The sequence below is a fragment of the Nakamurella sp. PAMC28650 genome (assembly GCF_014303395.1).
Classification (GTDB): Bacteria; Actinomycetota; Actinomycetes; order Mycobacteriales; family Nakamurellaceae; genus Nakamurella.
On record NZ_CP060298.1, the window covers coordinates 2,565,435 to 2,579,304 of the forward strand.

At 64.9% G+C, this 13,870-nt stretch carries 12 protein-coding genes; 6 read left to right on the plus strand and 6 right to left on the minus strand.

Annotated features, from left to right (window positions below; translation table 11 throughout):
• Positions 1 to 106: 106 nt before the first annotated feature.
• The 4 genes from H7F38_RS11685 to H7F38_RS11700 form a co-directional block, all read right to left on the minus strand.
• The gene (locus tag H7F38_RS11685; protein ID WP_187094204.1) at positions 107 to 3,136 is read right to left on the minus strand and encodes a DEAD/DEAH box helicase; all 3,030 of its coding nucleotides are present in this window, start codon (positions 3,134 to 3,136) and stop codon (positions 107 to 109) included.
• Between the two features lie 61 nt (positions 3,137 to 3,197).
• On the minus strand, positions 3,198 to 4,274 hold the full coding sequence (locus H7F38_RS11690) for a GTP pyrophosphokinase family protein (protein WP_187094205.1): 1,077 nt from the start codon (positions 4,272 to 4,274) through the stop codon (positions 3,198 to 3,200).
• A 95-nt stretch (positions 4,275 to 4,369) separates the two neighbouring features.
• Entirely contained in the window at positions 4,370 to 4,852 is a 483-nt protein-coding gene (locus H7F38_RS11695) for an XRE family transcriptional regulator (protein ID WP_187094206.1), read from the minus strand.
• Entirely contained in the window at positions 4,845 to 5,633 is a 789-nt protein-coding gene (locus H7F38_RS11700; protein ID WP_222618604.1) for a hypothetical protein, read from the minus strand. Before H7F38_RS11700 ends, H7F38_RS11695 begins: the two co-directional genes overlap by 8 nt.
• A 468-nt stretch (positions 5,634 to 6,101) precedes the next feature.
• Between H7F38_RS11700 and H7F38_RS11705 the strand changes: the two genes are divergently transcribed.
• From H7F38_RS11705 to H7F38_RS11720, 4 genes are all read left to right on the plus strand, one after another.
• Complete coding sequence (locus H7F38_RS11705) at positions 6,102 to 6,944, plus strand: AAA family ATPase (protein ID WP_187094207.1); 843 nt, start codon at positions 6,102 to 6,104, stop codon at positions 6,942 to 6,944.
• Positions 6,827 to 8,320, plus strand: a complete 1,494-nt coding sequence (locus H7F38_RS11710) for a hypothetical protein (protein WP_187094208.1) — start codon at positions 6,827 to 6,829, stop codon at positions 8,318 to 8,320. The genes H7F38_RS11705 and H7F38_RS11710 overlap by 118 nt, the downstream gene beginning before the upstream one ends.
• Positions 8,317 to 8,679, plus strand: coding sequence for a hypothetical protein (locus H7F38_RS11715; protein WP_222618605.1), 363 nt, complete (start codon positions 8,317 to 8,319; stop codon positions 8,677 to 8,679). The genes H7F38_RS11710 and H7F38_RS11715 overlap by 4 nt, the downstream gene beginning before the upstream one ends.
• Before the next feature lie 313 nt (positions 8,680 to 8,992).
• Positions 8,993 to 9,691, plus strand: a complete 699-nt coding sequence (locus tag H7F38_RS11720; protein ID WP_187094209.1) for a DUF6444 domain-containing protein — start codon at positions 8,993 to 8,995, stop codon at positions 9,689 to 9,691.
• On the opposite strand, the gene H7F38_RS11725 is transcribed toward H7F38_RS11720, so the two are convergent.
• On the minus strand, positions 9,665 to 10,909 hold the full coding sequence (locus H7F38_RS11725; RefSeq protein ID WP_187094210.1) for an ISL3 family transposase: 1,245 nt from the start codon (positions 10,907 to 10,909) through the stop codon (positions 9,665 to 9,667). The genes H7F38_RS11720 and H7F38_RS11725 overlap by 27 nt on opposite strands.
• A gap of 150 nt (positions 10,910 to 11,059) precedes the next feature.
• Here H7F38_RS11725 and H7F38_RS11730 point away from each other — a divergent pair, with 150 nt between their 5' ends.
• Both H7F38_RS11730 and H7F38_RS11735 read left to right on the plus strand, forming a co-directional pair.
• The gene (locus H7F38_RS11730) at positions 11,060 to 11,794 is read left to right on the plus strand and encodes a transposase (RefSeq protein ID WP_370531266.1); all 735 of its coding nucleotides are present in this window, start codon (positions 11,060 to 11,062) and stop codon (positions 11,792 to 11,794) included.
• A 351-nt stretch (positions 11,795 to 12,145) separates the two neighbouring features.
• Positions 12,146 to 12,343, plus strand: coding sequence for a hypothetical protein (locus H7F38_RS11735; RefSeq protein ID WP_187094212.1), 198 nt, complete (start codon positions 12,146 to 12,148; stop codon positions 12,341 to 12,343).
• Between the two features lie 352 nt (positions 12,344 to 12,695).
• On the opposite strand, the gene H7F38_RS11740 is transcribed toward H7F38_RS11735, so the two are convergent.
• Positions 12,696 to 13,730: a hypothetical protein gene (locus H7F38_RS11740; protein WP_187094213.1), complete on the minus strand. Its 1,035-nt coding sequence runs from the start codon at positions 13,728 to 13,730 to the stop codon at positions 12,696 to 12,698.
• Between the last annotated feature and the right edge of the window lie 140 nt (positions 13,731 to 13,870).

Here is a 13,870-nt window from a genome sequence, read left to right on the forward strand (position 1 = left end):
GGGAACCTCATCGACGATGGCATTGACGCTGTCGGTGGCGATCGCAGCCTGCCGCTGGACCCGCAGCCTCGGGCCCGAGGCTGCGCCATCTGCACTAGACACCCGCTCAGGCCAGCAGCTCCCGGATGTCGTCGGCGGTGAGGGCGGCGCTGAAGAGGGCTTCGTCGTCGATGACGGAGTTGAACAGGTGGGCCTTGCGCTCCTGCAGGGCCAGGACCTTCTCCTCGATGGTGTCGGCGGCGACCAGCCGGTAGACCATCACGTTCTTGTCCTGCCCGATGCGGTGGGTGCGGTCGATGGCCTGCTCCTCGCTCGCAGGGTTCCACCAGGGGTCGAGCAGGAAGACGTAGTCGGCCTCGGTGAGGTTGAGCCCGAAACCGCCGGCCTTGAGGCTGATCAGGAACACCGGGGCGGTGCCGGTCTTGAACTCCGCGATCACCTCGGCGCGGTGGCGGGTGCTGCCATCGAGATAGACGTAGCCGATCCCGGCGGCATCCAGGCGGCGTCTCACCTTCGCGAGGTAGGAGGTGAACTGGCTGAAGATCAGCGCCCGGTGCCCTTCGGCGACCACGTCGTCGAGCTGCTCGAACAGCGCGTCGAGTTTGCTCGATGGCATCTCGCTGTACTCGTCGCCGATCAGTGACGCGTCCAGCGCCAGCAGCCGCAGCAGCGTCAAGGAGCGGAACACGATGAACTTGTTGAGGTTGAAGTCGTCGCCCAGCAGCCGGAACAGCTTCTGCCGTTCCCGTTGCAGGAACAGGTCGTAGAGGTCCCGGTGCTCGGGCGCGAGGTCGATGCGCAGTGTCTGCTCCTGCTTGGCCGGTAGGTCCGCGGCGACCAGTTCCTTGGTGCGGCGCAACAGGAAAGGACGGATCCGTCGCCTGAGTTTCGCCAGCCTTTCGGCACGTGTCGCGGCGTTGACCTGCTCGGTGTTGCCGGCGCCGATCCCGCGGGCGATGCCCGGCCGTGACTGCTCGATCGGCCGGACGTAGTCGTTCAGAAACCTTGGCGCGGACGCGAACAATCCGGGGGCGACGATCGCGAACAGGGCCTGCAGGTCGGTCAGCGAGTTCTCCAGCGGGGTGCCGGTGACGGCGAGCTTGAACGGCACCTGCAGGTCCAGCGCAGCCGCGTGCACCTTCGAACCCGGGTTCTTGACGAACTGCGCCTCGTCCAGCATCAGCCCGGCCCACCCGGTGGAGGTCGACACCGCCTGGTAGGCGTCGAAGTCCATGCGCAGCAACGCATAACTGGTCACCACGATGTCGGCGCCGCGGGCCACGTCGGCGATCGGGACCTTGCCGGTGGCCTCGGTGCTGGACATCTGCCGCACCGTCAGACCCGGCGTGAACTTCTCGGCCTCGGTGACCCAGTTCGTCATGACGGAGGTAGGGGCGACGATCAGGAAAGGCTTTTGTGGGTCGGGTTTCTCGGATTCGATGACGTGCTGGATCAGCGTGAGGCACTGCACGGTCTTGCCCAGGCCCATGTCGTCGGCGAGGATGCCGCCGAGCCGATGACGCCACAGGTAGGCGAGCCAGGCGAACCCGTCCTGCTGGTACGGGCGTAGGGTGGCCTCGAGCCCTTTCGGCGGGTCCACCGGGATGGGAAAGTCGTTGCGGGTCTCGGCCAACAGCGCCCGCCACTGCACCGCGGGGACGGCTTCGTCGGCGAGATCCTCGAAGTCGGACCACAGGCTGACCTGGTGCCGGCTGATGGAGGGGACGGGTTCCCATTCGGTCAGGTCCCGCGACTCCTCGATCAGGTCGGACAGGGCCTTGAGGGCAGGGTGGTTGAGCGCGAGGAACGACCCGTCGACCAGCAGCAGCCGGCGTCTGCCCTTGGCCAGCGCCTTGAACAGCGGCAGGAACGGGATGGTCCTGCCGTCGACGGTGACGACGACGCCGAGGTCGAACCAGTCGTGCTTCTCCGACGGCACGGTGGTGATCTTGAGCTGAGGTTCGCCGGTGAGCTCGCGGTAGTCCGGTGCGGTGCCGACTGTTTCGACCTTGACGCCGGGCAGCTTGTGCAGGGTCCGGAGGGTTCTGGCCGCGAAGAGGGCCGCGTCGATGCCTTTGAGCGTGACGGGTAGCGGAACGGTCCGGGGGAGGAGTTCGGTGCCGAGCCACTCGTCGGGGAGCAGCCCTTTCGGAAGGATCTGGCTCAGTTGCGGTATCGGCGCCGAGCGGCGGCTGGTGCTCCAGCGCCAGGCGAGGGTGATGGTGTGCTTGGGGCTGTGGGTGACGGTGACGATCAGGACGGGCGGCTTGGGCGGGGGGACCTTGACTGTCAGGTCGGAGCTGCTGATGTCGATGCGTTCCTGCAGGTCGGGTAGATAGTTGACGATGAACTCGTCGGCGTCGTACTCGGGAATCCGTGTTCTCGTGCTCTCGCCGAGGATAGCGAGTTGGTCGGTGGTCAGGGTCTCGGCGGTGGGGGCGACGAGGATCTGGCGCGGCGTGGCCGGGTCGACGAGGTAGAAGCCGTGGTTGCTGATGGCCCGGGCGTGGGTGTCGTCCACTCGGGTCTTGTCGATGACGAGCCGGGGGCGGATTTCGATGCCGGCGTCGTCCCGGGTGGCGTCGAGGGTGAGATTTGCGGTCTTGGCCCTGGTCACCGCGGCGTTGGTGCCGGAGCCGACGAGTTGGATGCCAAGGGTCGGGGTCTGGTCGAGCAGGGTCCAGAGCACGGGGTTGGCGAAGTCGTCGAGGTAGATCCAGTCGGGGTCCCGGCCGGGGGTCGTCGGCCGCAGCGCCAAGTGCAGCGCTCCGAACTCGCAGAACCATCGGTGCTGGTCAGGGTCCAGATTGAGCCGGTTGAGCAGGTGCGGGATGTTGGTCCAGGTGATGCCTGAGCGTGCCCAGCCTCGTGACGTTCTGGCTACCGGTCGGACGCCAAGGCGGTACTGATCGCCCAGGTCACCGGCGATTGCTTTCGCGGCCTTGGACACCGGGCCGTTCCAGCGGGAAGGGGTTCGTGGGATCAGTTCTCGGAGTTCGAACTGCAGGGCCAGGGGAGTGGGGGTATTGGCGTCCTGTTCTGGCCGTTCTAGTCCTTCGGCGGGCGGCAGGTAGCTGCGCAGCGCGTCGCGCCACGCCTCGCTGTCGGGTGCAGCTCGCGCTGCGGAACTCGCCACGACCTGATTGTTCAGTACGGCACCGACAGTGTCCGCTGGCCGTGCTGTTCCGCCCCGTCGGTCAGGACTTGGGTTGAGCCGGCACAGCGGACGGCGGGATCTCCCGCAGCTGCCTCGGCCAATGAGGTCCCGGCTTCGCTCCGGCGGGCATCACGTACCCGGGAGCAGGGTCGTGGATGGTCACCCCGGGGGCCGCGGCCAACAGCATCTTCTTGAAGCTGCCGTACCCGACCCAGCCCTGACGCACCTTTGTGCCGAAAGTGGCCTGGAGAGTGGCAGCGATGGTAGCCAGAGTGGCGGGATTGCGAAGTTTTGACACGATTCGGGCTGTTTCTTGAAGGACAAGAGTTCGCGACGGCTCCGGTCCCTCCTCCGCATTGTTATTGATTCCCTCGTCGGGTGTGTCACTGACCGGCTCCGGGCTAGCTGTGTCTTCTACCGCACTCTGAGCCAGGGTGTCCAATTCGAGGCGCAGATCTTGGGCGAGATCGTCAGCATTGGCCAGAAGGTCCGCCATTTTACGGGAGAGAGCCGTCACCAGCTCGGGCAGTTCAACACCGGGCTTGTAGGTGTCCTCATGGGTCAGCTCGCCCCAGCCATCCTGGAGTAGCGTACGAACCTGCAGCTCAGCGCGGACGCGGTGGGTGTCCTTCAAACCAGGCACGTTCGTGACGAGATTGATGTGGTAGCCACGGTATCCGGATTCCTTCGGATCCTCGATGTACTGCCGCTCGGAGGCGAGTTCAACAGCCATGCCCGACTGACCCATGGCTTCAGAGGTCGGCCAATCGGATAGCAATTCCTGCACGAACCGCACGTCCGACAGATTGTTGCAGACGATTCGCACACCGACGATATCGTCGATGACCTTCGGAATATCCTCAAGAGCGCGGATTGACGACCGATACTTCTCCTTCTGGATTTTCGACCACAGCCGGAGCGTCTCTTTCACCCGGCTGTCCTTCATGCGCACCCGGTGCTTGTCCAATTCGGAGACGCTCTCGTCGATGAGCTCGCCCAGAAGCCGCACCAAAGTGGCACGTGCTGGCTCCAGCAGGTTCTTCCAGATCGTCGAATACCAGTCGGCGAAATCCTCGTAGGTGAAGGGGAGGACTGCTACGTCGGTGCCATCAGCCACCGTTCCCCCTCTCAATGCTAAATCTGTCGTGCAGGACTCTACCGGTCGGCGTTCTCGAGTAGCCCGCTGTTGCGTTGCCGCGGGCAGATTCTGGGTCACTCCAGGTTGGGAGCGGGCCGCACTGAACCCGGAAGCCCAGCCCGGAGCCGCGCTGCCTCACGTTCGATTCGCAGCAGCATTGCCGCGCTGGGTGCCACTGCGCCGGTTCGGTAGGTGGACAGCCGTGACGCCGAGGTGCCGACTTCTGCCGCAAATCGGCTGGCCGGCATCCGCGCGGTCCGAATAGCTTCGGCAACGCGGGCGGCGACCTCTTGCCGCTCGGCATCCTCGGCCCCGGCCTGCGCTCGGCGGATAGCCTCCGACAGGAGTTCCACGACGCTGCGTTCCTCACCGTAGGCCGCGTACTCCTGCACACTGTGGACCACCGAGCCCCACGGTGCCCGCCTGATCGCGGCCACGATGCGCCGCCAGTCCGACAAGGAACCGCGCTCGATCGCGGCGACCAGCCCCTCGTAGGGCCAGGTTTCGACCTGGTCGGTCGGGTCGGCGTCGATGTTGCGGAACGACAGTTCAGACATCACGATCACCTCCGTCCAGTATGAGTTGGGCCAGATCCATGCAGACCCGGCGCACCTCGGCCCAGTCCTGCCATCGCGGTTCGAGAGCTTTGTATCGAGGCAGTTCCGTGATGGTCCGGGTGTCTTTCGGGTCGGGACGTGCCAGGCGGATGGTCACTTCTGTGGCAACGGATTCCCCGTCATTGGAACGGTCAGCGTAAAAATCGTCCATCCGGCCCAGCACACCGGCGGCCTCCGGCAGGCCGATCAGATCGGCCAGAGCGGCCACATCGAGATAGTCACGGACCTGGTTGCGTTGAACCATCAGATACGCCTTGACCCGCAACGCCTCATCCACCGTCGGCACCTGGACCTGATGTCCGCTGGGCAACTTCAGCATCTGGGTCTGCAACGGGACCGTCCTTCGCAGCTGGCGCAGCCCTGCCTCGATGCCGCCCAGTTTGCCCATGATCGTCATCGGTGGCTTGGAGGCCCGGACACTGGTCGCCCAACCGTCGGTGGCCTCGACCGCATCCAGGATGGCTTCGTACCGGCCCTTCAGATCAAGGACATGGTCGTGGTCGAACGACAATCGGTGGCCGGCGTAGGCAGCGCTGGCGGTGTCGCCGACCAGGACGGCGTCCGGAACGACCTGCTGCAAGCGCGCGGCGCTTTGCAGGACGGCCAGTAGGCCCTCTGGCAGTTCGCGCTGCTCCGGTTCGACGGGTTGCAGGCTCTGTGAACTCGCCGCCGGGGGTACGTCTGCGGACGATCCACCGGCGGCTCGCGGCTGTCGCGTCACACCGGAATCTTATCAGATCCGATAACGTTTGGCGGTCTGCAGTACTGACACGTTCCGATGCGCGGACCAGGCGGCTCGAATGGGAGGTTGGCTCATGGTTATCCCTTGGAGGATTTCGCCGGGAGGGCGCCATGGTCGAGGAGCGGGTCCGTCTGAATTGACGCGGAAGGTTCTCATTCGGTCAGGTGGCGGTGACCTCCTATAGGGTCCTATCCATCCTCATCAGCGGGGATGACAAAGAGGAAAGGACAATCGGTGGCGCAGAGCGACTTGATCTCGGCGGTCTTCGAGCTGGCGGTGGGTGACCGGAAGCTGACCGACCAAGCGCAGTTGCTGATCCTCGGCGCGCTCGAGAGCGACAAAGCCTTGTAGGACGCGCTCGGTGGCACCGGCCAGACCTTGGCGGAGGCCGCGGCCGTCAGGACGGCCGCTCCTGCGCCCATCGGCGCCTGTCTCAAGTCTGTCCGGGTGGCGGGGTTCCGCGGTGTCGGGACCGCGCTGACGGTTCCGTTGCATCCCGGTCCGGAGCTCACCTTCATCGCCGGCCGCAACGGATCGGGCAAGTCGGGCATCGCCGAGGCACTCGAGATGGCTTTGACCGGCGGCAGTTACTGGTGGAGCAAGCAGTCGAACGCGGTGTGGACGGCGAACTGGCGGAACCTGCACGGTGACGTCCCGGCCGAGATCCGGGTCGAGCTCGCCGAGGAAGGTCCGGGCGTCACGACCATCGGCGTCGACTGGTCGTCCGATGCCGGCCTGACCGACGGTGCCCACTGGGTGCAACGCCCGGGCGCGAAGCGTCAGCCTGACCGCGAGATTCTAGGCTGGGACGTGCCTCTGGAGCTGTACCGGCCGCTGCTGTCCTACGACGAGGTCGGTGGGGTACTGGAAGGCACGCCCAGCGGTCTGTTCGACAAGCTGCACAGCCTGCTCGGGCTGCAGCCGATCAACGACGGCCAGGCCCGGCTGGCCGCGCTGTTGAAGAGGTTGCAGATTCCGGCCGCGACGGCGAAGGCGGCCTTGACCGAACTCAAGGCTCTGCTGGGCGGCTCGATCGATCCCCGCGCAGCGCAGGCCCCGGCACTGGTGGCGAAGCGAGCACCGGACCTCGCGGCCGTCGAGAAGCTGGCCACCGGCAGTATTTCCGAAGTCGGCGATACCCTCGGCGCTCTCAAGGCTCTCGGCCGTTTGACGTGCCGGAACAGGCAGAAGTCAACGACGCGGCCCGTGAACTACGCGCTGCGGTCAACGATCTCGCCGACCAGGCCAGCTCGGCCGCAGACGTGCTTGCCAGCCGCTCACGACTGCTGACCCAGGCCCTCGAACTTCACCAGACCAGCGGCGACATCGATTGTCCCGTCTGCGGAGTGGGGCACCTCGATCAAGCGTGGGCGGACGAGACTCGTGAGGCACTCAGCACCGAACAGGCGGAAGTGGCGGCTCTCAAGGCGGCCCAGACGAGACTCGCGGCGGCGCGTCGTGATGCTCGGCGGCTGACCACATCGTTGCCATCGTTGCCGTCCATCGATGACGACGAGCTGACCACGCTGGAGGCGGCTCGTCTGGCGGCGACCACCTGGGCCGACCCGCCCACCGGCGACCTCGAACTGGCCGATCATCTCCAGGCCCGGTTCTCCGGAGTCGACCACTCGCTGAGGGCGCTCCAGGATCGGGCTCGATCGTTGGTCGTGGCTCGGGAGGACCTGTGGGCGCCGCTGGCGCTCAAGTTGGGACAGTGGGTGTCGCTGGTCAGGACCGCCGCCGAGACGGCTCCCCAGGTGGTCGAGGTGAAGTCGGCCTCGGACTGGTTGAAGGCGAGCGAGGGCGATCTGCGCAATCAGCGACTGGCGCCGCTCGCCGACCGGGCGCGGGAGATCTGGGCGCTGCTGCGCCAGGAGAGCAACGTTGATCTGGGCGCGATCCGGCTCGAAGGCAACGCGACCCGGCGACGGGTCGAGCTGACGGCTGAGGTCGACGGTGTGGACGCCGGGGCGCTCGGGGTGATGAGCCAGGGTGAGCTCCACGCCCTCGCGCTGTCCCTGTTCCTGCCCCGGGCCACCGCGCCGGACAGTCCTTTCCGGTTCGTCGTCCTCGACGACCCGATCCAGGCGATGGACCCGGCCAAGGTCGAGGGCTTCGTGAAGGTCCTGCAGGAGTTGGCGATCGACCGTCAGGTGATCGTGTTGTCTCATGACGATCGGCTCCCCGCCGCTGTCCGGCGGGCCAAGGTGAGTGCGCAGATCTGGGAGGTCACCCGCAACAACGGGTCGGCGGTGACGATCCGGGAGTCCCTCCATCCCTCCTCGCGCTATCTGGACGACGCGTTCGCGTTGGCGATGGACAGCGGCGTGCCCGACGACGTCAAGGATCGGATCGTGCCCGGGCTCTGCCGCATGGCGATGGAGTCGGCCGCCTTCGCCGTGTACGAGGGGAAGATCATCGCGGCCGGCGGTGAGCGGCAACAGGTGGAGAGCACCTGGGACCAGCTGACGACCCTCCGGCAACGCCTGGCCATGGCGATCAAGGGCGACAAGAAGGCAGACATCAGGGCCTGGTTGGGATCCGGTCGCCGATCGGAGGCGGTTGATGTGTGCAATCGCGGCGTGCACGTGGGTTCGGGGGGCGATCACGCCGAGGAGGTCCGCGCGGTGCGCACGGCCGTCAAAGACCTGCGGGCGATGGCATGACCGTCGTCGACGTGCTTCCGATGGCCGCGTCGGTGCTCGACGGGTCCGTCCCGGTGCCGGACGGCAACAGTGCGCGGGCGGCCGCGGTTCTCGCCAGGCAGGCACTCGAACAGATCGTTGACGAGCGGTGTGCTGCTGTGGCGCCCGGACTGTTGCGCCCGTCGATGAGGTCCAGGTTGATCATCGTGACGGCACTCGACGACGCGGAGTTCGGGGCCTGCGCTCAGACTGCCTGGGACGGCCTCAGCCGAGCCTGTCACCACCACTCGTATGAACTGCAGCCTGCAGCAGGCGAGGTCCGGGAGCTCATCAAAATAGTGCGTGACTTGACGAATCAGCCTGATGCGGGACGATCGTGACCATGTCAGCCCCCACCTGACCAGGTCATGTCTTCGTTGCTCGCGGGAGCCTCAGCTCCGTTGGCACGATCTTATATTCGCAGGCGGTCAGCAGTCATTCGGGTATCTCAGAGCTTGCAGTCTCCGTTCCAGATTCCATGCCAAGCAGGTCGATGAGTCGCATTTTTAAAAGTTCAGTAACTGGTCAGGTCTCACCGCGGTGAAATAGACTGTCATTCATTGGGCGAATAGACCGGAGAATGTCGATCTATGTGGGGTGAGCCGTGTCGGCGTGTCGCCGAACAATGGTGTTGTCTGATGCGATAATAATGGAATGACGCAGCCGACGTACGCCGAACTGGTGGAACTGATCGTCGAAATGCGCACCGAACTGAACATCCTCCGCGCCGAGAATGCGGCATTAAAGGTGCGGGTCGCGGACCTGGAAGCACGGTTGCGGACCAACTCGCAGAACTCCTCGAAGCCACCATCGGCGGACGGACCCGGCAAGGCGAAGACCAGGTCGCTGCGCACGCCGTCCACACGCAAGCCCGGCGGACAGGACGGGCACCGCGGGCAGACTTCAGCCCAGGTCGCCGACCCGGATGTGGTGATCCGCCACGAACCGAGCTGCTGCACTGGCTGCGGATCGGATCTGGCCGATGCGACCGAGGTTGGCTGCTCACGCCGGCAGGTCTTCGACATCCCGCCGATCAAAGTGCACGTCACCGAACATCAGATCATCAGCCGCCGCTGCCACTGCGGGAAGACCTCGACCGGCGACACACCCGCCCAGGCGGGCGGACCCGTGCAGTACGGGCCGGTGATGTGCGCGGTCGTCATCTATCTGTTCATGGGGCAGTTCCTGTCCAAGAAGCGGACCGCCCAGGCCATCAGCGAACTGTTCGGCATTCCTGTCTCTGATGGCACCGTCGCCGCGGTGACCAGTCGCGCCGCCGGTGACCTGGGCGAATTTTTGGGGTCTCCTGACGTTTTCGTGGGCGGTTTAGCGTCCGGGAAGCGGCGGGCATAACCCGCCGCGGGTGAGCATTGCCATGGCTATCAACGCTTCTGGGCTGTGAAAGCCGTACGACCTGCGGGTCAAGGCCCGTAGGTGGGTGTTGGTGGCCTCGGATTGGGCGTTGCTCATGTGGTGGATCAGGGTGTTCCAAATCAGCTGCTGGAACCGCTTCAACGTTGCGGCCAGGGCGATGAAGCCGGGGAGTTGGGAGCGGCGGGCCCAGGCGATCCAGCCGGCCAGCAGTTCACGGCCGGCCTGGCCCTTGACCTGGAACACCGCGCGCAGTTGCTCCTTCAGCAGATACGCCCGATACAGATGCCGGTTGGTCTGGGCGATCGAGGCGACCGACCCGCGTTGCTCCGGGGACAGGTCCGCCGGGTTTTTCAGCAATGCCCAGCGGCTGCCCTTCACCGACGACGCCTGCGCAGAGCTACTGTTACCCCGCAGCGTGTTCCACGTCTGACGACGGACCTTGTCCAACTCCCGGGTGGCCCACCCCACGATATGAAACGGATCCAATCCCAGCACCGCCTGCGGCGCGCGGGCCGTCACGGTGTCGTGGATCCACTGCGCCCCGTCGGCCGAGACGTGCGTCAACGCCGCCGCCCGTTCTGGGCCGAGTTGGTCGAAGAACCGACCCAGGGTGTCGCTGTTGCGGCCCGGTGCGGCCCACACCAATCTGCCGGAGTCTTGATCGACCACGCACGTCAGATACCGCTGGCCTTTGCGGTGGGAGATTTCATCGATGCCGATCCGCTGCAGCCCCGCGAGCACGTCCCGGCCGGCCAAACCGTCGGCGACGACGTGCTCGATGATTGCGCTCACATGCCGCCACGACGTCCGCATCAACTGCGCCACCACCGACGAAGCGGTGTGCGCCGCCAACCACGCACACTGGTCCTCAAACGCTCCCGTCGCCCGAGCGCCGGGTCGGGCCCACGGCACAGCCGCGACCACCACCCCGTGCCTCTGGCAACTCACCCGCGGGGCCGCAGCCTGCAGGAACACCATCGTTGACCCCCAGTCCAGCGACCGCCACCGACGAATCCCACCGCCCTGGTCATAGCCCGGCCGTCTACGCCGGCATCGACTGCACCTACTCCGGGCGCCCTTCGTCGCACGCACCGAAACGACCAGCACCTGCCGGTCGTCGGCCTCCTCCCACGCCACATCGCACACCTGCAGTTGCTCGACACCGAGCAGCTTTCGCCATATCGTTACACCGCGCACACCGTGCTCCTGGATAGTGACTGACCCTAGATAAGCCAGAACCTATACGCAGCCCGGTGTGTCGCCCACAACCAGGGGTCAAACCACCCACGAGAACGTCACAAGAGCCAATTTTTGGCCCAGGTCACCGCCCGCTTGAAATCCTCTCCGGTGGTGCACTTTGATGAGACCGGGCTGCGCTGCGAAGGTCGCAACCACTGGCTGCACTCCGCGTCCACCCCGGCCTTCACCAGACTGTTCTTCCACCGCAGACGCGGTACCGAAGCGATGGCCAAGATGAACATCCTGCCCGGCTTCACCGGCACCGCCGTCCACGACGCGTGGGCACCGTATGACACCTACACCGCCGCGCGGCATGCGCTGTGCAATGCGCATCTGCTCCGCGAGCTACAGGCCGTCACCGACCACCACCACGCCAGCAACACAGACCTGCCCGGCGCCTGGTGCTGGGCGCAGCAAGTCCGCGACGCGCTGCTCACCCTGCACAAAGCGGCCGCCGCCCACCCCGACACCCCCGTCGACCAGGCGGTCATCGCCGCCGAAACCGTCAAGATCCGGCACGCCCTCCTCGCCGCCACCCACCCCGACGGCGCCATCGGCCGCAAACACCGAGCACTGGCCCGCCGCATCCACCGCAGAGAAGTCGACTACCTCAAATTCGCCTCCGACCCGGCGATCCCGTTCACCAACAACCCCGCCGAACAAGAGATCCGCATGACCAAGATCCGACAGAAAATATCGGGCACCATGCGCACCGAAAAAGGAGCCGGACACTTCGCGGACCTCCGCTCCTACCTACAAACGACCGCAAAACACGGCGTACCAGCCCTGGCCGCCCTCACCCAGCTGACCAGCAGGAACCCCTGGCTACCCGCCCACACCTGACCAGTTACGGCCCGAGATGCCGAAACTGACCCTGTCGAATATCTCTATTTGGAGGATCTTTGTAGCCTCTTCGAGGAAATGGTCGTCGTGGTATATCCAGGTTTTTGGTCGACAGCCATGTCACAGAAACTAGCCGAAGTTTGCAAGTTTCGTCCACGGGTCATGCATCCCACCCGATCTCTTATTGGTAAGGCTGGTGCAGATCACGTCGCCTCCGTGGCTCGGGACGCTGTCGAGGTTGCCGATCAGCTCGGCCTCATCGTGACTAAAAAATCGGATAGTTCTGCACGCCAAGCGTAGGTGAATCGCCCCGGTAAGTCCGGAGACCCCAGTTCTTGAGAGTCTGGGGTCATGGGACGACCGTCGAACAACGACCCGCCCGAACTGCGGGAACGCACTGAACGGTTGGTGGCGGAGTTGCGCGGTGAGCACGCGTCGGAGCCAGCTGCGATCGAGTCGGTCGCCACGAAGCTGGGGATGGGCTCGACGCAGACGTTGCACAACTGGGTGCAGAGGCGCAGGTCGACGCCGGCGCCCGGCCGGGAGTGACTGGCGAGGAATCTGCTGAGAACCGCCGGTTGCGTCCGGGTACCGCGAATTGCGTCGGGTAATTAAGATTTCGAGGCCGCGTCGATTTCTTTTGTGGCGAAGCTCGACCGCCCCTAGCAGTGATCTTCACGTTAGCCGACGAGTACAAGGAAGAATTGGGGGTCGATCCCATTTGTAATCAGCGGACTGAACTGTGTTGCAGATTTGCGCCGTCAACCTACTACGAAGCATGAGGACGGAAGCCGGCGGAGCGGGCGGTGGGGAGGAGTCGTTGAAGGAGCGTGAGTTCTGTCAAAGTCATGCCTGTGGACATACCGGGGTGGCGGGGTGGTTCAATTGATTCGGATTCGCGCTAATTAGGCAGACCGCCAAGTCCTTCGACAGCGTGGACCAGAATATCAATCACGCCGTTGCGGGTGAGTGCGGCGAGGTCAACCCCGGGTCGGCGGCGGTAATCGTCCGCTCGGATCTGATCTGCGTCCAGCTCGGGCAATGCCTGAGCCACGCGGCTCAGGAACTTGTCCTGGAGGACCCCGCCGCCCTTTTCCAGATAGGCAAAGTTGATGTTTAAAGACGGTTTCGGGTTCGTATAGATGGCATATGGCCACATCCTTCCGTCAGGTCCGTCTACAGCTACTGCGAGCGACGGCGACTGCGCCGACGTGCCGAGCAGAAGGCAACCAGCGGTCTGAAGCCTGTTCAAGAACGTTTCGACCGCGATTGCCAGGTCCTTGCTGTTGTTGGCGCACCATTCGATCAGGTCCTTCACGGTCCAGCGCGAGCTTTGACCCGCTCGAGCGCGGTCCACCGACTCGACCGGCTCGATCCCGTAAACCGTTGGGATGAGGACATCGACGTTGCCTGCATGAGCGATGGAAAGCTCGATGGCCAACACCTGCACTGAATCCAGCGTATGAGCGTTCAGATACTCGACCAGGCGCCTCAGGTCTTCGCTGATCGTGTCGACCGCAAGGATCAGGCGGAATCGACCGGCCGATAGATTGGACTCCAGCTGTTCCCGACCTGCTGGGGCCAGCCATGAATCGAAGGCATCACCAGCCCGCTGTGACCACCTTGCCTCGAACTCGGTAAGGGGCATCTTCCACATTCGGGCGTCGTAGTCGAAGACCTGGCCGACGATTTTGCGTCGGGCCTCCTCGTTCGAGGCGAGCTTGCACTCCACGACGGTGATGTCACCGTCGACGCCCACCACGACGATGTCGGACGGTCCGACACGGGTTCCGAACTCGGTCACGGCTCGAGCGCCCTCGGTCACCCCGGGCAGCAATCCGGGTTGCTCGGCCAGCAGCTTCTGCAGATCCGACTCAGAGGTGTAGCCAAGGGTGTCCGGCGAGCTCCACTGCCCACCGTCAACCCTGACCAGCACGTCCCTCTGGGAACACACGCCCATCACCCCGATCCGTCTGTTACCCCCATCCAGCCCCATCGCAACAGCCTTGGAGTTCGTAGGCCCGTCGATGCGCAAACTGGGGAGGTCTCGGGCTGCCACTGAGAGAGGGCGGACGC

Coding starts and splice junctions, on each gene's coding strand:
- H7F38_RS11695 (WP_187094206.1), bottom strand. CDS start 4,852: ATGTCTGAACTGTCGTTCCGCAACATCGACGCCGACCCGACCGACCAG.
- H7F38_RS11715 (WP_222618605.1), top strand. CDS start 8,317: ATGACCGTCGTCGACGTGCTTCCGATGGCCGCGTCGGTGCTCGACGGG.
- H7F38_RS11720 (WP_187094209.1), top strand. CDS start 8,993: ATGACGCAGCCGACGTACGCCGAACTGGTGGAACTGATCGTCGAAATG.
- H7F38_RS11735 (WP_187094212.1), top strand. CDS start 12,146: ATGGGACGACCGTCGAACAACGACCCGCCCGAACTGCGGGAACGCACT.